Origin of the sequence: Microcystis sp. M079S1 (assembly GCF_020246425.1) — a bacterium.
Classification (GTDB): Bacteria; Cyanobacteriota; Cyanobacteriia; order Cyanobacteriales; family Microcystaceae; genus Microcystis; species Microcystis aeruginosa.
Genome location: NZ_JADBSZ010000166.1, coordinates 1 through 19,783 on the forward strand (window position 1 = coordinate 1; position 19,783 = coordinate 19,783).

Genomic DNA, 19,783 nt, shown 5'->3' on the forward strand with positions numbered 1-19,783 from the left:
GATAACTGATAACTGATAACTGATAACTGATAACTGATAACTGATAACTGATAACTGATAACTGATAACTGATAACTGATAACTGATAACTGATAACTGATAACTGATAACTGATAAAGGGGTTTAAGAAAAAAAATCGGGTTGATCAACGGGAAACAAGGAAATAACCAAGGGAGAAGAGAAGGCCACTAAAAAAGTGGAGATTAACCGCTATAAACTTACAGTTACTGACTAGCTGAGGTTGGTCGTGATTTTGGTTAACGTGGTGGACTAATTGCCAAGCGAAAGGGAGACTAAGGAAGATTAAGAGAGTGAGAGGGGGATAAACTTGCAGCAGGACAAAAACTACCGTTAAAACGTAAACGAGAACCGTCACTGCGGTTAAAACTTTAGAACCTTTTAAAGTACCCAAACGGGCAATAGGTGATTTTTTACCCGCTTTGAGATCATCGGCGACTTGATGGAAATGGGAACAAAAAAGGATGATAGAAGTGGTAATCCCGATAATAATTGAAGCCGCTAGACTAGGGACAGAAAAAGCACCAACTTGGGAATAGTAGGCAGCGGCAATCGCCAAGGGTCCAAAAGTAAAAAAACAGATAATTTCACCTAATCCTTGATAACCGAGACGGAAGGGAGGCCCTTGATAGGTATAGCCCAAAAAACAGCAGAGGGCGATTAATTCTAGGATCATCCAATCGCCTCGCCCATAACTAATAGCAAAAATACCAGCGATGCCTAATAATAGAAAAAGATTACTCAGCCAAAAAATTAAAGATTTATTGCCAGTTAAATTAACAATCGAATGTGCCTTATTGACATCGATCCCGGTATCGGCATCAAAAACATCATTGCTGAGATTTAACCAAGCGAGAATTAAAATAGCTGAGAGGATAAAAGTGGCAAAAATCGGCAGAGAAAATCGACCTGTTTCCTGATAAGCGATCGCTGTTCCCAGAATAATCGGTATAATCGCCACACTGTACATTGGTGGTTTAATGGCTGCTAACCAGAGTTTTTTGGGTGAGGGGGTGGTGACAGTATCGGTGGTCATAGCTGAATAATAATCAGGAAAACTCGAACGCTCTAGGGATAAAAAACGAGCCTTTAAGGTAGAATTATAGCTTTTTGTGCCTTCACTAGAAAGACGACATTTCCTATTTGTGATGATAAACAGAAGTTATTAAAAATGGCAGGGGTGCAGGGGATGCGCCCAAAATTTCCTATAGGGTGTTATTCTCTAGACGATAACTGAAAATTCCCGCAACTTTCCTAGCCACCGATGAGAGCGATCGCTAAAGATGATATTCTTTATATTCACCATGAGGATGTACCGGTTTATAAAAAAGGCGGTTCAGTGGTGAGAAATAGTTATTTTTGGGCGCTAAAATCGATCGCCTGTGGAGCGCGTCGGGGACAGGATTGGGAGTTCGATGCGGAGGTGTGGGTGGCGCTGGTGCGGATGTTGCTCTGTTTTGCCAATTCTGGCTATTTGGGGGATGGTGAGACAATTTTAGAGTTTACTGTCGATTGTCCTATTCCCGAACCTTTGCGGGGGATATCTACTTACTTATAGCTTCACTGAGATAGTTAGCGGTGGATTCCACCAGGGAAATAGTATTTTCGTATAACATTCGCGTTGGTCCGATAATGCCAACACTACCGACGGGAGTATCTCCCTGTTTATAAAAAGCGGAGATAAGAGTACAAGGGCGCATGGATTCCAGAGGATTTTCGGAACCAATGGTGATTTTGACTTTTTTAGCTGATTTTTCTGGTTCTGGTCTTTGTAAAATCAGGGGTAAAAGGCGATCCTGTTCTGCTTCCAATAGATGCAGCAACATTTGTACTTGTTGCCATTGGGCGAATTCTGGCTGTCGAATGACTTCAGCGACACCATGGACGATAATCTCGGGGGTGGCAGTGGATTGGAGACTAGCGCTGATTTCTTGGCTTAATTGTTGGAGAAAATGGGTATAACGGGCAAATTCTCGCTCGATTTGCTGCCAATCGAGGTTAATTAAATCTGCCAAGCAATAACCTTTTAATTTTTCCCCCAGAAAATTAGAGAGGATTTGTAATTCTTCTGCTAATCCATCCTCCTTGTCCGTTTCCATAGACTCGGGAATCTCTATCATAACCGAGCGTGTTTGTAAACTATCTGTAACAATAATTAACATAATCTGCTTGGCTGAGACGGGGATTAATTGCAGATGACGCAGGGTATTAGTGAGGGTGTGGGGAAGAGTAACGATAGCGATATAACCGCTTAAACCGGCTAAAAGTTGGGTAGCCCGTTGCAGCAGACTTTCGAGACTCCAAGCGGGAGATTTAGCGTTTTGATGCAGATAATAGCCGATTTTTTCGCCGATACGGTCATCGGGAGTCATCAACTCATCGACGTAGAGACGATAACCCCAATCGGAGGGAATGCGTCCGGAGGAAGTGTGGGGTTGATAGAGTAAACCTTCTTTTTCTAGTTTACCGAGAGCATTGCGAATCGTGGCGGAACTAACAGTAAATTTGTACTCCTCGAGCAAAGTTTTCGAGCCAACCGGTTCGGCCGTGGCGATATAATGTTGGATTGTCGCCTTTAAGATATGTTGATAGCGATCGCTGAGATGGTTTCTAGCGGACATAGGGGAATAATCTTAACAAAAGATTTATAACATTTTTTTAGACAGTATAACGCTTAATCAGTTATCAGTAGTCAGTTATCAATGGGGAGAAAGGGGATAGTTGGCCTCTCTCTTTTCCCGATGGGGGCCGTGAAAATTAGTAACGGGGAATATTAGGATCGACGAGGACGGCATAAGCATCGATGCCGCCGTTAATATTCTTAACATTAGTAAAACCCTGACTTTGTAGCCATTGGCACATTTGCAGGGATCTCATGCCATGGTGACAGATAACGAGGGTTTCCGCTTGGGGGTTGAATTGGCTGGCAATAGTGGGCGACCATTCTTGGTATTGACTCAAGGGTAAAATGGTAAAATTGGCTACAGATGCGATCGCAACTTCCTCTGGTTCGCGCACATCAATAAGTTGTAAATTAGGATCATGATCGGCCAAACGGAGAGCGAGTTCATGGACGCTAATTTCGGGAATGCTCATAGATTTGGTCTTAAGAATCGGTTATCTTTCCTTTAGAGTAGCAAATCGAGGGACCCTGAGCGGTTAGGGACTTGCGTAGGAATAATATCCCAGCCAAGTGGGGGGATTTGGTCAGTGCCAGAGCGGGGGGGTGATATAATAGGGAAACGGCAGGTATTGAAGACATTGATGCTTTTTAGTACGCCGATTAATCGACAAGCTGAATTTCGATGAATATTGAACAAGCCGTTATCGAAAACTTGCGAAAACTTCCTTTAGAAAAACAACAAGAAGTCTTAAACTTCAGCCAATTTCTAACTCAGATAACTTCGCCAAAAATTGAAGAGATGACCTCCCACGAAAAAGCAGAAGATTGGCTAAAATTTCTGGAAAGTCAACCCAAGGATACCCCTGGATTACCCGATGAAGCCTTAGGGCGTGAAACTATCTATGACTAATGGCTAAATATCTATTTGATACTAATATTTTACTGAGGCTGAGTGACCGAATTTCCGCTAATTATGCCCTGGCAAGAGATGCGACCTATATCTTAATAGATCAAGGACATAAATGCTGCTTGACCTCACAAATTATCATTGAGTTTTGGGTAGTTGCCACCCGTCCTACTGAGGTTAATGGGTTAGGCTGGACTCCTGAAAGAACTAAAAATCAAATCAATCAATTTCTGAACAGATTCACCCTTCTCGAAGAAAACCCAGAGATATTTACCCTTTGGTTTCAATTAGTCACTGACTATAACATCAAGGGAAAAAGGACTCACGATATTAGGCTTCTGGCTGTTATGAAAGCTCATAATATCACTCATTTATTAACCTTTAATCCTGATGACTTTGTTCCCCTTCCTAATATCATCATCGTTCAGCCGCAAGACTTACTTAATCCCTAATGGTGAGGAGAATTGCGGAGAACCAAAAAAGCGCATTTGCTCCAGGCTTGATTTCAGTTAAGCTTTGATTAGAGGTTATTGTAGGAGAGAGTTATTGATACCGAATAGATTCACCCAGATGTATTGCGCTGAAGCTATCTTGTCCTCGGTTTTTTATCCTCTGATTAATTTCTAAGTTGTACTGTATTCTCCCCACTTCCCCACCTCCCCACTTCCCCACTCCCCACTTCCCCACTTCCCAGCTTATGATTCCCCTACAATTAACCCTGAAAAATTTTCTCAGTTATCGCGAGGCAGTGCTGGATTTTCGCGGATTACATACTGCCTGTATTTGTGGTGCCAATGGCGCGGGAAAATCCTCTTTACTGGAAGCAATTACTTGGGCAATTTGGGGAGAAAGTCGCGTCTCGATTGGTGATGATGTGATTCATGCGGGCAGCGATTATGCGCGGGTAGATTTCGAGTTTAGTTATGGGGGAGAAATTTATAAAATTATCCGTAGTCGTCACCGGGGAGGGAAAGCTTCTGGTTTAGATTTTCAGGTGATTAATGATCAGAGTTTTCGTCCTTTATCGGGTAAAAGTATTAAAGATACCCAAGCACAGATTAATACTTATCTGAAAATAGACCATAAAACTTTTATTAATTCTGCTTATTTACGGCAGGGACAAGCGGACGAGTTTATGAAACAGCCTCCCAGTGGTCGTAAACAGATTTTAGCAGAATTATTACAACTCGATCGCTATGAAATTTTAGCAAATAAAGCCAAGGATATATCGAAACAATTTGATGGACAGTCCCTCCAGATAGAGCAGCAAGTAGAAACTATCAAACTCCGTCTTCAGGAGAAAAATTCTTATCAGGAACACCTGCAAGAGTTAAGCACACAAATTAACCAAATTAATCAAGAACAAGAGGTAAATAATCGGCGTTTACAGCAACTGCAAGGGGAAGAAAATCAGCGTCAGAATTGGGAAAAACAGCTGCAGTGGCAAAGAGAACAGGAGCGAGCTTTATTAGCGGAAATCGAGAGATTAGACCAGGAAAAAGTTAGTCTAGACAATCAATTAAATCAAATAAGGACTATTCTTCATCGCAAAAATGAGATTATTACCGCACACGAGCGCCTAATGAATTTAGACCAGAAAGAGGCAAGTTTGTCAAGTCAATTGCAAGCTTGGCAACAGGCCCAGTATGATAAACAACAATTAGAACAGAAATTACAGCAAAAAATTAACGAATTTACCCTTCCCATCCAACAAACGAGCGCTCGTTTAGAAGAATTGGGAAGACAGGAACAAGAAACTCAAAAAATTATCGAGCAAGCGGGGGATATTCAAGCAGGATTAGAGAAATTAAATTATCATCGTCAACGTCTTCAGGAATTGGATAGATTAGCTTTAAAATATGCTCCTTTAAATAGCCGAAAAGCTGATTTAAATATGCAGTTGGAACGGGAAAAAGCTAAGATCAATGCTCGTTGGGAACAACTGCAAAGAAATCGGCAACAATTAGAGACAGAAATCGCTCGTATTCCTCTACTAAGAGAGGAAGCTCTCAATTTAGCCAAACGAATTAAGGAACTAGATAAAAAACAAACCTATTGTGAACGAGTTGAAGAAAAGGAAACTCTTAAACAAGTGGATAAAAAAAGTTTATTGGAGCAACAGAAAAGATATGAAGAACAACTTTTAGAGTTAACTGATAAATTGGAAAAATTAAATATTCCCGATTCGGTTTGTCCTCTGTGTGAACAGAATTTAGACAGTCATCACCGTCATCAGGTAATCAGGAAAACCCATCAACATCAAGAACAAATTCAAGAGCAAATCTGGTCCCTACAGGAACAGATGGCAGACTGCGATCGAGATTTAAAACGTTTAGGGGAGGAATTAGCCCAAATTAAACAAGAATTGCCAGCAAGATCGAATCTACAACAAAAATATGTGCAGTTGGAAGTCAAGTTAGAAACTATTGAAGAAAAGGAAATAGAACTAGAGAAAACCGAGGAGATACTTGTCGAGTTAGAAGCACTTTTAAGCAGTGGCAATTATGCCCTAGAATTACAGCAAGAATTACAAATTGTCAATCAAGAAATCGCCTTTTTAAACTATGATGAACAAAGTCATGCTTTAGTCAGAGGAGAAGAAAAAAGATGGCGTTGGGCAGAAATTCAAGAATCAGAACTTAAGCAAGCAAACCGTCGTTTAGCTAATATCAAGGCCGAGAAACCTAATTTAATTAATCAATTAGCTAGACTAGAACAAGAGAAGCAAAAACTAGGTCAAAACTCCCCACTTAAACAGGAAGTTGAACGCTTAGAAAAGTTTCTTAAAAACTTAAATTATGATCGCAGTGAACATCAGAATATTCAAAATCTGATCCGACAATTACAGGGGGTAAGATTACAGTATCAAGACTGGCAACAAGCAGAAAAAAATTATCCGGAAATAGCCGCTAAAATCGCTGACATTGAGCAAAGATTACAGCTGCGAAATCAGGATCGCCAGAAGCTGAATCAGGAGTTAGCAAATATTAGTCAAAAGATTGGTACTTTGACTGACTATCGCCAAGAAATAGCCGCATTATCGACTAATATTCAACAGCGAAGACAGATAATTGATGGATTGCTCTCCCAAAAAGGTCGGGTTGAGGAGAAGTTACATCAACTGGAAACTTTAGGTAAACAACTGACAGAAAAAGAGGGCGATTTAGCTAAAGTTAAAAAACAATATACAGTTTATAAAGAGTTAGCCATAGCTTTCGGTAAAAATGGTTTACAAACTCTGATGATTGAGAATGTTTTACCTGAGTTAGAAGCCCAAACTAATCATATCTTAGCTCGCTTAACTGGTAATCAATTTCATGTGCAGTTTTTAACCCAAAAAAGCGGTAAAGGTACGAAGAAACAGCGACAAAAGTTAATCGATACGTTAGATATTATTATTGGCGATACCAGGGGTTCTCGTCCCTACGAAACCTATTCAGGAGGGGAAGCTTTTCGGATTAATTTCTCGATTCGATTAGCTTTAGCGAGATTATTGGCACAAAGAGCCGGAACAGCCCTACAAATGCTCATTGTTGACGAAGGATTCGGAACTCAGGATGCGGAAGGATGCGATCGCTTAATTGCGGCAATTAACGCTATATCCGCCGATTTTGCCTGTATTTTGACTGTCACCCATATGCCCCAATTTAAAGAAGCTTTTCAACATCGCATCGAAGTCCGCAAAACCGAACAGGGTTCTCAATTAATGTTATTATCCTAGGAAAAATATTGATGTAAAGATGGAAAAGATTACGATCACAGTCAAACTATTTGCTATTTATCAAGAAGTCTATCAAACTTCACAATTAAACCTCGAATTTCCTGCCCACACTTCCGTTACAGAAGTGTTACACTATATTATAGCCCCCTATCCTCAATTAGAAAGATGGCGCGATGTTACTCGTTTTGGAGTCAATCTTCAGTTTGTTTCGGGAGAGAAAATCCTCAAAAATGGCGATGAGATAGTTTTGATTCCCCCCGTTAGTGGTGGCTAAATGGGGTTTGCTGAAAAAGTACGGGCGAAGCATTCGGATAGAAAATCTACGGTTTCACCGATAGGTTATTGTCCGAATGCTTCGCCCCTACAGGACGCGGGCTGATGAAGACGCAAGGTTTTGAAGCACGATTCTCTCAAAATCTTGCACCTGTTTCGCGAGAAAAGCCACAAAACCCTTACCTTGCCTACATTTCACATTTATTCAGCAAGCCCTAAATGGAGATAGGGAAAATCACAAAAACTGTCACCTTTTTTACTTTTTCCCTGATATCCCGTGTCTAACTGGCAAATTCCCCCATCGGTGTCTCTTCCCCAAGAGTTTTTAAAAATAGTCCAAGACTACACCCCAGAGTCGGATGGCAGCGTCGTGGCACAAATATTATGGCATCGCGGTGTCCGGGATATGGCGACTCTGGGGACGTTTCTGGATGAGAAAGCTTATCAGTCAAAAACTCCCTTTGATTTTGGGCAAGAAATGAACTTCGCCGTCAAAAGACTGGAAAAAGCCCTAAATAAAGCCGAAAAAGTGACTATTTGGGGTGATTTCGATGCCGATGGTGTCACCGCTACCAGTGTCCTCTGGGAAGGATTGGGACAGTTTTTCCCACCCTATCAACAGTTAGATTATTACATACCCGATCGCCAAAAAGAATCCCACGGCCTCAATTGTCCCGGTATCGAGAAACTAGCGCATCAAGGAACCAGTTTAATCGTCACCTGTGACACGGGAAGCACGAATATCGCCGAAATTGACTATGCAAACAGTCTAGGCATCGATATTATCATCACCGATCATCATACCCTACCCGACGAGCGCCCCGAGGTGATTGCCCTGATTAATCCCCGCTACTTTGTGGAAACCCATCCTTTCTATCATCTTTCTGGGGTTGCCGTTGCTTATAAATTAGTGGAAGCGATGTATTTAACCCTGGCAGATATTCCCAGAAAACCCCTAGAAAATTTACTCGATTTAGTTGCGATTGGTTTAATTGCCGATTTAGTCAAATTGACGGGAGAATGTCGTTATTTAGCCCAAAAAGGTATTAAAAAACTGCAAAATACTCAGCGTTTGGGAGTTAAAAAATTACTCGATTTATGTAACAAAACCGGAGATAGACCGATGGATATATCCTTCGGTATTGGACCGCGCATTAATGCCGTCAGTCGCATTTATGGCGATGCCAGATTTTGTGTGGAATTACTTACCAGTGAAGATGAAAAACGTTGTCAAGAATTAGCTGAACAAGCGGAATTGGCCAATATTCGTCGCCAAGAAATCCAACGGGATATTATTAAACAAGTTCAGAAAAAACTAGAAAGAATTGATCTTTCTACCACTAATGTAATTATTTTAGATGATCCCCAATGGATGGCGGGAATTTTAGGATTAGTTGCGGGACAAATTGCCCAAGAATACCAGCGACCGACAATTTTATTAAGTACCAGTGAACCACCTTTTGCTAAGGGTTCCGCTAGGTCAATTCGCGAGATCGATCTTTATCAATTAGTATCCTCTCAATCCCATCTTTTACATCGTTTTGGTGGTCATCCTTTGGCCGCAGGTTTAAGTTTAACTATAGAAAATTTACCCCTATTTATTGAGGGGATTAATCAACAGTTGCGACGCACAGGAATTGATTTAACTTCCCTTTCTTCCGAGATAGAAGTGGCTGCGGTGGTGACGGTTTCCCAATTGGGAAAAAGTCTATTTAGAGAATTAAAATTACTGGAACCATGCGGGATGGGTAATCCGACACCGAAGCTATTAATTCAAAATTGTTATTTTCACAATCTTTGGCATAAAAATCTTGAGGATTTCAAAGGCAGAAAAATCGCTTATCCCCGGACAACTTTTGAGATCTGGGATAGTTCAATCGAGCAGGGTTTCCCCGGTATGTGGTGGGGTCATCACAAAGACGAAATTGCTGCCGATACCCGTTATGATGCCGTAGTCGAATTAGATTTTAATACCTACAAAAATCGCTATGAAGTGCGCTTAATTGCCTTGCATCCCTATCAACAAGAATCCCTAACCTATAGCAATAAAAAAGATTTTTTAATCGACAATCGCCATCGAGAAATTAATCGAGAAGTTAGCCAATTAAATCCCCTTTTTCTCTGGGAATGTCCCCGGGATTGGACAAAACTTTCCCGGGAATATCAACAGGCAATTTTACGGGATAAAAAGTTAGTTCTTGCCTATGCTAGTCCTTTGAAAAAATCCGCTCACACCACATGGATAAACCTTGTCGGGATCGGGAAATATTTAGCTAGAACTAAAACCAGTATTTCCCGTCAACAATTACAAAACCGCTTAAACCTCAGTTATCATACCCTAGAATTAGGATTAATTTCCCTAGCAGAAAATGGCTTTAAAGTCAAGAAAAATCAAGAAAATTTATCCTTTGAATTAGTCAATCATGAGGCAAAAATTAATAAGATTGAGCAATTTCTAGAAGCGGTAGCCCTAGAAAACTTTCTCCAGCAATACTTTGCTACTGTTCCCCTAGAAATACTGCAAGCAATTCTTAATCATGAAGACTCGATCGATTTCTAATTAGGGTTTGCGGCAAAAAGTTTGTTGGTGAGGTGTGGGAATTATGAATTATGAATTATGAATTATGAAGTGGGGAAATGGGGAAATGGGGAAATGGGGAAATGGGGAAATGGGGAAGTGGAGCATTTGGCTGAAATTTCCCTAAACCCCTAAACCCCTAAACCCCTAAATCCCTATCACCCTATCACCCTATCTCCTGACTCCTGACTCCTGATTACTGGTCACTGATTACTCCTTGACCGAAGAATTTCGGGGGTTTTGCCAGGGTATAAACTTCCGTATTTTGTGCGATTGCTTGACGAATATAGAGAGGAGTTTGTAACATTCCTAGTAAACTCATGCCATCAATTAAACGTAATCCTCCCGTAGTTGTATCGCTGATTAATTCATCTACCACGTCCGGATCGGGACGAGTATTTAAAGGATGATTAGCACAGAGAGTAAAACCCCAAGGGGAACCATAACTAGGAGTGGGAGCACAATAGGAATGAACGTAGGGAAAAACTGCTTTTAAAGTATTCACCAAACGCGCATGATACATCACCGAAGGAGGAGAAACCGGGCCAGATTGGACAACAACAATGCCATTTTCTGCCAAAACTCTTTGTAGTTTTTCAAAGTATTCTTTCGTGAATAGGGGGAAAGAAGGGCCTTCTTCGATGGGATCAACCAGATCGGAGATAATAATATCCCATTGATCGTTAGTGGTGTCTAAAACTTCTAAAGCATCAGCGACAACTAACTGAAAACGAGGATCATCAAAAGTACCTTGGTGCATTTCGGGAAGATGTTCCTTACAAGCTGCCACCACATCCCCATCGATATCAATCATCATCACTTTTTCGATTGTTTTCCAACGCAATAACTCCCGCGTTGTCGCACCTTCACCACCTCCCAGAATTAAAGCAGTTTTTGGTTCTTGGTGGGCAATCATTGCCGGTTGCACTAACGCTTCATGATAAATAAATTCATCCCCCGTACAAGATTGCCATTTGCCATCCAGTACCAAGGCTTTTCCATAGGCCCCCGATTCAACAATATACATCTCCTGAAAAGCGGTTTTTTTGTAGGCTAAAATCCGCGAAACCCCATGACTATAAATGTCCCAGGGGGTAATATATTCGTTAACCCATAGATCCGCTTTTAGTTCACTTCCTGCCATAACTAATCCTCCTTGGGGTGAAAAAGGCACGATCTCTTATTATACAACAATTGACAAATTTCGATCGATAACCTGGAATTATCTCCAGCTAATCCCCAGGCTGCCGATAATCGATCGCTGAAAAACGGTAAGCTAGAAAAGATTAGCGAACAGTAAACTTCTAGCCACTAACCTATGACTAAAAACGAGACTACCGAGAAAAAGATTTTTCTCCTAGATTTTGAGAAACCCCTCTACGAATTAGAATCCCGCATCGAACAGATTAAAGAATTAGCCCAAGAAAATAGCGTAGATGTCTCGGAACAAATTACTCAACTAGACGAACGAGCTAATCAATTACGTCGTGAAATTTTTAGCAATCTCACCCCTTCCCAAAGGCTACAATTAGCCCGTCATCCCCGGCGCCCCAGTACCCTAGACTATATTCAAGCAATCACCGATGAATGGTTCGAGTTACACGGGGATCGCGGTGGTTACGACGATCCCGCTCTTGTGGGGGGTGTTGCCCGTTTTAACGGTCGTCCCGTGGTGATTATCGGGCATCAAAAAGGCCGGGATACTAAGGATAATGTGGCTAGAAATTTCGGCATGGCTGCCCCCGGGGGTTATCGTAAAGCCATGCGTTTAATGGAACACGCCCATCAGTTTAATCAGCCAATTTTAACCTTTATTGACACCCCCGGCGCCTGGGCGGGGGTGGAAGCGGAAAAATTAGGTCAAGGGGAAGCGATCGCCTATAACCTCCGGGAAATGTTCCGTTTAGATGTGCCGATCATTTGTACTGTTATTGGCGAAGGTGGTTCCGGCGGTGCTTTGGGCATCGGGGTCGGCGATCGCCTATTAATGTTAGAGCATTCTGTCTATACCGTGGCGACTCCCGAAGCTTGTGCCGCCATTCTCTGGAAAGATGCCAAAAAATCCGATAAAGCAGCAGTTGCCCTCAAAATTACCTCAAAAGATTTAAAAGAGTTAAATATTATCGATCAGATCGTTCCTGAACCCTCCAGAGGGGCCCATGCTGATCCGATTAAAGCGGCAGCCAATTTAAAAGCCGCTATTAGTGAAAATTTAGAGGCTTTATCTTTATTAACACCCCAACAACGGCGCGAATCTCGTTATCAAAAATTCCGCAATTTAGGCGTATTTTTAGAAGCTACAGCTTAATCAGTGATCAGTGATCAGATGTGAGTTTTCAGTGATTAGTTTGTTTTGTAGATTTGGAAGATTTCAGCTTCAGTTTAAGGGTTGCACCGACAAAGCTATAATATTGATGGCAGGTTCAAAGACACACCAGATGAAACGAGACGAGGTGCTGGCAATTCTAGAGGCACACCGAGAACAGTTACAAAAACTAGGGGTGAAATCTTTGTCTTTATTTGGTTCAGTGGCAAGGGATGAAGCTGATGCCGATAGTGATGTAGATTTGTTAGTAGAATTCGATCGACAAGGTGGTTTTTTTCAACTTCTGCAAGTACAGTATTATTTAGAAGATATTCTGGGATGCTCTGTGGATTTAGGAACTCAGGATGCCTTAAGAGAAAATTTACGAGAACCTGTGCTTGAGGATCTGATCAATGCCTTCTAGAGATTGGCGACTTCGCCTTCAAGACATTTTAGAATCTATCAGTGAAATTGAACAGCGAACAAAGGCAATGACGTTTGAGGAATTTGCCAAGAATCAAACAAATATCAAAGCGGTTCTCTATGATTTTATTATTATCGGAGAAGCAACTAGAAATGTACCGAAGGAAATTCAGTCTCGCTATCCTCTTATTCCTTGGCGTTTAATGGCAGGAATGAGAAATGTTGCAACTCACGAATATTTTCAAGTTAATTTAAGTAGAATTTGGGCAACAATTCGAGAAGATTTGCCGACCTTAGTACCACAACTACAAGAAGTATTGTCAAGGGAAAAAAAACAGAATAGTTGCGGGGCATTTGTCATATTTAGGGCTGGCTGAATGATGGTAAAACCCTTTGAAAATAAGACTTTTGACCTGTTAAAATCCGATGTTATACTAAATCCAGTTATTAAAGACGGATTATCTATTACCCCTATTGCCTCTCCTCATAAGTAGCCTATACTAAACGGATTTAGTATTAGTCCGATTATTTCCGAGTTATTAGTAGTAAATTAATCCTACCAATTAAAAGGTCCCAAAGCCCGATCGTTGTAATCGCCACCCTCGGCAATAAAATGAATGACCATCGATTTACGGGTTAGCAGGGTATTATTAATCTTCCCACCACCATGAATTAACATTCCGTGCCAGAGAAGAATCTCTCCTTTTTTAGCAGTAAATGATTGACAGTCATAATTCTGAGCGCGCTGGTTAACATAATCTTGGTATTGGGGAATTTGAGCGGCAGTAATATTTTTAAGATTGACGGCGGGATAGTCTGGAAAAAAGTCAGTTACTTTGATATTTTTATGAGATTTAGGATAAAAAATTAGCGGGCCAGCATCTGCGGAAATATCTTCCAAGGCAATCCAAACACCAACTAAATGATTAGCAGGATGAACATAAAAAACTGCCATATCCTCGTGCAGTCCTTGCTCTGTACCGTGCAGGAAGTTGATGGAATATCTCGGTTCGCAGGATTTGCCAATAATTAAATTAACTAAATCTCTCAGATTTTGATTGTCAAAAATTGCTTGAGCGGCGGGGGAAATCTCATGAAAGCCATGGAGTCGCCAAATAGAATTGACTAAGGCTTTTCTTTGCTCGATATCTAGGGCTAAAACTTGCTCGTGACTTAAACTCGCCGGTAGATTTTCTGCTTGAATGCCTTCAATTCTTAATCCAGGGATAGCCGATTCTAGGAAAAATAAATCGGCTAATTCTGCTACTAAATTATCGATCGCCGTTGCGGGAATTAAATCTTTGACAATACAATAACCCAATTCTCGCCAATGGTCAAGGAGTTGATATTCTCGTTCGGAAATTCGCCGTTGTTGACGAGCTTTTTGCAGGGATTTTTCGGCTCGCGATCGATCTAACCAGGGTAATTCGGCAGTAGAATTGAAAGACCAGGGAAAATTTTTTAAGATATCGGCAATTTTAAGAATCATGGTGAGTCCATCTTTTCCGAGCTACTTTCGGACTATTCTAATCTATGAGTGTTCGGTCTAGTCTGTCAACAGATATAAATTATCTGAAAAAACCCCCTAGTATGAGTTAGGAGGTTACAGGGAAAAAATTAATCAGGGTTGATGGGATTAACTGGCGCTAACTTCAGCAGGATAAACGCTAACTTGACGGCGACTTTTATCCTTGTATTCAAATTTGACCACACCATCAATTAAAGCGAATAAAGTATCATCGCCACCACGACCAACATTTTTACCCGGGTGAACTTTAGTACCCCGTTGACGGATGAGAATATTTCCCGCTTTTACCACTTGACCACCGTAGCGCTTAACGCCTAGTCTCTGGGAACGAGAATCGCGTCCGTTGCGGGTACTACCCGTACCTTTCTTATGAGCCATAATTTCTCTCCAAATGCTTTTTTGATTTTAAAAGTTATTCTTCTTCATCGCTACTATCTTCTACAACTTCAGCGACGGAGGTAGCAGCAGTGGCGACTAGGGTTTTACCGTTATAATTGATTGAATCAATCATAAAACGGGTAATTTCTTGACGATGACCGCGCTTTTTACGGGTTTTCTTTTTCGGGCGCATTTTATAGACAATAACTTTTTTGCCCCGACGATGTTGCATGACAGTCCCTGCCACGGTGGCCCCTTCGATAAAGGGCTGACCGATGCTAATATCATCCTCATCATGGATTAATAGCACTTTGTCGATGGTATGGGTACTTTGTTCATCGACGGGAAGAAGTTCGATATCGTAATAGCGACCGGGTTCTACCCGAATCTGTTTGCCACCAGTCTCAATAATTGCGTAACTCATGAATTTTCTGCGCTCGTTTTGCCGTACAGGTAGCTGAAAAAAATTCCAGCTTTTGTGCTAATGTCTTCACCTGATCCGAGCAGGAATTGACACAATTTACTATTATCTAATATTCGGGCGGCAATTGTCAAGCTTTTTACCCACCGATTGGCTATATACTGAAAATAATCTTACGAAAAACTCAATTAAACCGTTATGGAACAGTGGGAAAGCAGAGGACACCTGTTAACCGAACAAATTAACCCAAACAGCCTAAATTTAGACCAATTAAACCCGCTCGAATTGGTGGCTCTCTTCAATCGCGAGGATGCCCAAACCCTAAAAGCGATCGCCATGGCCCAGCAAGAATTGGCCCTAGCGATCTCCCTGACCAGTCAAGCTCTGGCTAAAGGTGGTAGACTCTTTTACATTGGGGCGGGAACCAGTGGCCGGCTGGGGGTTTTGGACGCGGCCGAATGTCCTCCCACCTTCTGCACGCCCCCGGAATTGGTACAGGGAATTATCGCCGGTGGAGCGGCGGCGCTGGTGCGTAGTTCCGAAGATTTGGAGGATAAAGCGGAAGATGGGGCGGCGATTATTTCCCAGCGAGAAATTCACGAATTAGACGTGGTAGTGGGGATTACCGCCGGGGGGACAACCCCCTACGTTCATGGGGCTTTACAGGCGGCAAAACAGCGGGGTGCGACGACGATTGCCATTAGTTGTGTCCCCGCCGAACAAGTGGAGATCGCGGTGGATGTGGATATCCGGTTATTGACTGGACCGGAACTTTTGGCCGGCTCCACACGGCTGAAAGCGGGAACGGTGACGAAAATGGCTTTAAATATTCTTTCCACAGGGACAATGGTCATGTTAGGCAAGGTTTACGGCAACCAGATGGTCGATGTGGCAGTTACTAATCATAAACTCCATGACCGCGCCCTGCGAATTATCTGTAACCTTACCGATGTTAGTCGCGAGGAAGCGGCTATTTTACTGGAAAAAAGTGGCCGCCGGGTTAAACTGGCTTTGTTAATGCAGAAAACGGGACTTTCGGCGGCCCCAGGACAAGAATTGTTACAAAAGCATCGGGGTCAATTACGGGCCGCCCTGCAAGCTTATAATCAAATTGATTGATAAAAACCTATTGATTTTGACTTTCCTATGGTTAATATTTCTTCGGAAATTGCTGCGATTGCTGTTATTTTCCTCGTCGCTGGTGCTATCTTGACTTGGAGTTTTTATCGGGCTAAACCCTACGGCCAACTGGGAATTTTAGCTTGGTTACAATCCTTGGTACTCATAGCTCCTTGGTTAATTTTTTTCGGGCTATTTGCGGCGGGAATTTATCTCAATCTAGCGGTAATTCTCTTTTTACTGGTTGCTTCCACCATTATCTATATTTATTTGGGCAGCCGTTTACGCTTACTGAAAACCAATCAGATAATTGAACCGAAAGTTAACCCGGCAGTTAGCCAGTCCGTTACTCCTCTAGAAATCCCGGCAGCGGTGACAGCAATTGTGCCGGATGTGATGCCAATTCCCGAAGAGGATTTAAAAGTTATTCAGAGTATTTTTGGGATAGATACTTTTTTTGCCACCGAAACTATCTCTTTTCAGGAAGGGGCAATTTTTAAAGGCAATTTACGGGGAGAACCGGATATCGTTCACTCGCGCTTAACCCAGAAATTAAGTGTTCATTTTGGCGACAAATATCGTTTATTTTTGGTGGAAGGAACCGAGGAAAAACCTGTGGTAATTATCCTTCCCAAAACTAATGATCCTAGTCCTGCCACTCTTGCTCAAAAAAATCTCTCTTTAGTTTTGTTAGTAGCCACTATTGTCACCAGCTTAGAAGCGGCGGGAATTTTATTGGGTTTTGATTTGTTTAGTAATTGGCAGAGATATCGAGAAGCAATTCCCCTGAGTTTGGGTTTATGGTCGGTATTAATTGCCCACGAAATCGGTCATCTAATTATCGCTAAACGCCATAATGTTCGTCTCAGTTTACCCTATTTTCTTCCCACTTGGCAGATTGGTTCTTTTGGGGCGATTACTCGTTTTGAATCTTTATTACCTAACCGCAGTGTTCTATTTGATATAGCTTTCGCTGGTCCTGCTTTGGGCGGTTTGGTTTCTTTAATCTTGTTAATCGTTGGACTGACTTTATCTAATTCTGCCAGCCTTTTTCAAATCCCTAGTACCTTTTTCCAAAGTTCAATTTTAGTGAGTTTTTTAGCGCGGATAGTTTTGGGCGACGAGTTACAAAATGCTGTTATCTCCGTGCATCCTTTAACTGTTATCGGTTGGTTAGGATTGGTGATTACCGCCCTTAATTTACTGCCTGCTGGACAGTTAGATGGTGGCAGAATTGTTCAGGCTATTTATGGTCGCAAAATTGCCCGCCGCACCACTGTGGCCACTTTGGTCATTTTGGGCATTATTTCCTTAGTTAATCCCAGTAATCCGATTCCTCTCTATTGGACAATTTTAGTCGCTTTTTTACAAAGAGAGTTGGAAAGACCGAGTTTAAACGAGTTAACCGAACCCGATGACACCCGCGCCGGTTGGGGTTTATTACTACTCTTTTTAATGTTGGCGACTCTGATTCCTTTAAGCCCTAGTTTAGCGGGACGGTTAGGCATCGGTGGCTAAATACTTCCCCGAAATTCTTGCCATTGATTGCCGTCAAAAAAAAGCTTGACAAAAACTCAAGTCTTGACTTATAATTTTCTTATAATGGGAATCCGTGTACGCCTATAGACCCCTGATTTTTCCGTAAAATATAGCCTCCAGCATTTACCCCTGAAGATTTGACTTTTGGAGTTGCTTAAAATGTCTAACGAAACTGTCACTTATTCCCTAGAAGCTGTCCTGACAAGGATTGAGGGGAAAATCGACTCTCTGGAAAAACGTATTGACGAGAAAATCGACTCTCTGGAAAAACGTATTGACGAGAAAATCGACTCTCTGGAAAAACGTATTGATGAGAAAATCGACTCTCTGGAAAACCGTATTGACGAGAGATTTGACAAGGTAGAAGACCGGTTAACTAAAGTAGAAATAGGACAGGCCGAACTCAAGGGAGATATTAAAGCTTTAGACGAAAAAATCAATGGATTAACTGCAAGGGTTGCCTATCAGGAATTCACCAATCGAGGGATTCTGATAGCATTGGTGGTCGCTATTTTAGGAGGTGCCGCTAAACTTTTTGGTTTTTTCCCTAATCCTTAGAAGTTGCCGGTAGCCGTACCTAGTAGATAGGCTCTTCCCCAAAATTTTTCGCTCATTACCCCGATCATCCGTTAGAATAGATTCAGAATTCAAGGATAAAATCTCATCTATGAATCCCGTTGTTTTGGTGCATGGTTTTCTAGCCACTACGGCTGTTTTTAAACCGATGAGCGAGTATTTAAACTATCATGGTTGGCAGGTGCATAGTTTTAATCTAATTCCCAATCATGGTTACGAAAAGTTAGAAGTTTTAGCCGGTCAGGTGGACAATTATATCGAGAAAAACTTTGCTAAAGAGCAGAAAGTAGATCTGATTGGGTTTAGTATGGGAGGATTAATTACCCGCTACTACCTGCAAAGATTGGGAGGAGTGGAAAGAGTGCAACGTTACCTAAATATTTCTGCACCGAATCGAGGCACGTTAACCGCGTATAGTTTACCCTTAGATGGGATTAGACAAATGCAGCCGGGGAGTCAATTTCTAGAGGATTTAAATCAAGATTGTCAACAAATTTTAAATAAAATTAAAACCACAATTATCTGGACTCCCTACGATTTAATGATATTTCCTGCCCATAGTTCCCGTTTATCGGTGGGTAAAGAAATTTCGATTCCCGTATTGCTCCATGCTTGGATGGTCAAAGATAGCAAAGTTTTAACAACAATTAAAGATACTTTATTAGAATAGAAATACTGGTTGTCTCCAATACCCGAACAAGGTCAAAATATCACCAACAAAAAAGTTAATTATCATCAAAAAAGCTTGACTTATGGTTATAATTGTGCTAATTCAAAAATGAAACGCATCAGCGGCGGACTTCGGGATTTGTATCATTAGAAGATTATTAAACCTCTAGGTTTACTCACTTAAATTAGCAGTTTCTAGCCATTTTTTACCCATTTCAATGGGAATACCGAGGGGAGGACAGAGGACTTTAATTAATTCAATTCCTCCCGTGATTAAAAAAATGCTTCTTAATCGAGAATTTTTCTTGATTTCTGCGTCAACTTGTGCGACAAAAGTTTGTTTTTCAATTTCGGTATTAGTGGGATAAGTTTGGGTAAGTTGGCTGATAAGTTGTTGGATTTCTTGGGCGGCTTCAGCTAAATTTTGGGGTGTGGCGTAATTATGTTGAACTGCTTTTTGATCTCCTTGCACCGTATCGGCAAAGTTAGCAATATTTGCTCCACGAAGGTCATATTTAGGAGTTTCTGACATAGGATTAAAAGATTGAGGATTACTGATGAGAATTAGGGTTTGCGGCAAAAAGTACGGGCGAAGCATTCGGATAGAAAATCTCCGGTTTCACCGATAGGTTATTGCCCGAATGCTTCGCCCCTACAGGACGCGGGCCGATGAAGACGCAAGGTTTTGAAGCACGATTCTCTCAA

General features: G+C 41.6%; 21 protein-coding genes. 13 read left to right on the forward strand and 8 right to left on the reverse strand.

The features are described from left to right. Positions 1-145 precede the first annotated feature (145 nt). Complete coding sequence (gene menA / locus IM456_RS10730) at positions 146-1,054, reverse strand: 2-carboxy-1,4-naphthoquinone phytyltransferase (RefSeq protein WP_287692904.1); 909 nt, start codon at positions 1,052-1,054, stop codon at positions 146-148. Positions 1,055-1,282: 228 nt separating this feature from the next. Between menA and IM456_RS10735 the strand changes: the two genes are divergently transcribed. Then, positions 1,283-1,576, forward strand: coding sequence for a hypothetical protein (locus IM456_RS10735; RefSeq protein ID WP_002760270.1), 294 nt, complete (start codon positions 1,283-1,285; stop codon positions 1,574-1,576). On the opposite strand, the gene hrcA is transcribed toward IM456_RS10735, so the two are convergent. After that, the gene (gene hrcA / locus IM456_RS10740; protein ID WP_149986377.1) at positions 1,563-2,639 is read right to left on the reverse strand and encodes a heat-inducible transcriptional repressor HrcA; all 1,077 of its coding nucleotides are present in this window, start codon (positions 2,637-2,639) and stop codon (positions 1,563-1,565) included. The two genes, IM456_RS10735 and hrcA, sit on opposite strands and share 14 nt — an antisense overlap. Before the next feature lie 136 nt (positions 2,640-2,775). Further along, complete coding sequence (locus IM456_RS10745) at positions 2,776-3,114, reverse strand: rhodanese-like domain-containing protein (RefSeq protein ID WP_149986375.1); 339 nt, start codon at positions 3,112-3,114, stop codon at positions 2,776-2,778. A gap of 209 nt (positions 3,115-3,323) precedes the next feature. On the opposite strand from IM456_RS10745, the gene IM456_RS10750 reads away from it, so the two are divergent. The 5 genes from IM456_RS10750 to recJ all read left to right on the forward strand — a co-directional run bounded on the left by IM456_RS10750 (position 3,324) and on the right by recJ (position 10,102). Then, the gene (locus tag IM456_RS10750; protein ID WP_002782697.1) at positions 3,324-3,551 is read left to right on the forward strand and encodes a hypothetical protein; all 228 of its coding nucleotides are present in this window, start codon (positions 3,324-3,326) and stop codon (positions 3,549-3,551) included. Beyond that, entirely contained in the window at positions 3,551-4,000 is a 450-nt protein-coding gene (locus IM456_RS10755; protein ID WP_287692905.1) for a type II toxin-antitoxin system VapC family toxin, read from the forward strand. The genes IM456_RS10750 and IM456_RS10755 overlap by 1 nt, the downstream gene beginning before the upstream one ends. 245 nt (positions 4,001-4,245) lie before the next feature. Beyond that, a complete protein-coding gene (gene sbcC / locus IM456_RS10760; protein WP_149986372.1) occupies positions 4,246-7,269 on the forward strand; it encodes an exonuclease subunit SbcC in 3,024 nt (1,007 codons plus the stop codon). Positions 7,270-7,288: 19 nt separating this feature from the next. Further along, positions 7,289-7,543, forward strand: a complete 255-nt coding sequence (locus IM456_RS10765; RefSeq protein WP_149986370.1) for a MoaD/ThiS family protein — start codon at positions 7,289-7,291, stop codon at positions 7,541-7,543. A gap of 276 nt (positions 7,544-7,819) precedes the next feature. Then, positions 7,820-10,102 (forward strand): single-stranded-DNA-specific exonuclease RecJ, encoded by a 2,283-nt coding sequence (gene recJ / locus IM456_RS10770; RefSeq protein WP_149986369.1) that lies wholly within the window; start codon positions 7,820-7,822, stop codon positions 10,100-10,102. Between the two features lie 214 nt (positions 10,103-10,316). Here recJ and IM456_RS10775 read toward each other — a convergent pair whose 3' ends face one another. Further along, positions 10,317-11,264, reverse strand: coding sequence for a fused MFS/spermidine synthase (locus IM456_RS10775; protein WP_012264356.1), 948 nt, complete (start codon positions 11,262-11,264; stop codon positions 10,317-10,319). 174 nt (positions 11,265-11,438) lie between these two features. Here IM456_RS10775 and accA point away from each other — a divergent pair, with 174 nt between their 5' ends. The 3 genes from accA (at position 11,439) to IM456_RS10790 (ending at position 13,225) form a co-directional block, all read left to right on the forward strand. Beyond that, the gene (gene accA / locus IM456_RS10780; protein WP_079206907.1) at positions 11,439-12,428 is read left to right on the forward strand and encodes an acetyl-CoA carboxylase carboxyl transferase subunit alpha; all 990 of its coding nucleotides are present in this window, start codon (positions 11,439-11,441) and stop codon (positions 12,426-12,428) included. 130 nt (positions 12,429-12,558) lie between these two features. Beyond that, positions 12,559-12,849 carry a nucleotidyltransferase family protein gene (locus IM456_RS10785; protein WP_004163212.1) on the forward strand — a complete coding sequence of 97 codons (291 nt, stop codon included), beginning with the start codon at positions 12,559-12,561 and terminating at the stop codon, positions 12,847-12,849. Further along, positions 12,839-13,225, forward strand: a complete 387-nt coding sequence (locus tag IM456_RS10790; protein WP_287692907.1) for a HepT-like ribonuclease domain-containing protein — start codon at positions 12,839-12,841, stop codon at positions 13,223-13,225. Before IM456_RS10785 ends, IM456_RS10790 begins: the two co-directional genes overlap by 11 nt. Before the next feature lie 179 nt (positions 13,226-13,404). Here the strand turns inward: IM456_RS10790 and IM456_RS10795 are convergent, their stop codons facing one another. The 3 genes from IM456_RS10795 to rplU all read right to left on the reverse strand — a co-directional run bounded on the left by IM456_RS10795 (position 13,405) and on the right by rplU (position 15,178). Then, a complete protein-coding gene (locus IM456_RS10795) occupies positions 13,405-14,337 on the reverse strand; it encodes a phytanoyl-CoA dioxygenase family protein (protein WP_106909479.1) in 933 nt (310 codons plus the stop codon). Between the two features lie 147 nt (positions 14,338-14,484). Continuing rightward, on the reverse strand, positions 14,485-14,754 hold the full coding sequence (gene rpmA, locus IM456_RS10800) for a 50S ribosomal protein L27 (RefSeq protein WP_002744094.1): 270 nt from the start codon (positions 14,752-14,754) through the stop codon (positions 14,485-14,487). 34 nt (positions 14,755-14,788) lie between these two features. Then, a complete protein-coding gene (gene rplU / locus IM456_RS10805; RefSeq protein ID WP_045358409.1) occupies positions 14,789-15,178 on the reverse strand; it encodes a 50S ribosomal protein L21 in 390 nt (129 codons plus the stop codon). Between the two features lie 195 nt (positions 15,179-15,373). On the opposite strand from rplU, the gene murQ reads away from it, so the two are divergent. The 4 genes from murQ (at position 15,374) to IM456_RS10825 (ending at position 19,079) form a co-directional block, all read left to right on the forward strand. Continuing rightward, complete coding sequence (murQ, locus tag IM456_RS10810; RefSeq protein WP_287692910.1) at positions 15,374-16,294, forward strand: N-acetylmuramic acid 6-phosphate etherase; 921 nt, start codon at positions 15,374-15,376, stop codon at positions 16,292-16,294. Positions 16,295-16,321: 27 nt separating this feature from the next. After that, on the forward strand, positions 16,322-17,812 hold the full coding sequence (locus IM456_RS10815; protein WP_287692912.1) for a site-2 protease family protein: 1,491 nt from the start codon (positions 16,322-16,324) through the stop codon (positions 17,810-17,812). 180 nt (positions 17,813-17,992) lie between these two features. Beyond that, a complete protein-coding gene (locus IM456_RS10820; protein WP_002782684.1) occupies positions 17,993-18,391 on the forward strand; it encodes a DUF4164 domain-containing protein in 399 nt (132 codons plus the stop codon). A gap of 109 nt (positions 18,392-18,500) precedes the next feature. Then, entirely contained in the window at positions 18,501-19,079 is a 579-nt protein-coding gene (locus IM456_RS10825) for an esterase/lipase family protein (RefSeq protein WP_287692915.1), read from the forward strand. A gap of 171 nt (positions 19,080-19,250) precedes the next feature. On the opposite strand, the gene IM456_RS10830 is transcribed toward IM456_RS10825, so the two are convergent. Beyond that, positions 19,251-19,676, reverse strand: coding sequence for a hypothetical protein (locus tag IM456_RS10830; protein WP_287692917.1), 426 nt, complete (start codon positions 19,674-19,676; stop codon positions 19,251-19,253). Positions 19,677-19,783 lie beyond the last annotated feature (107 nt).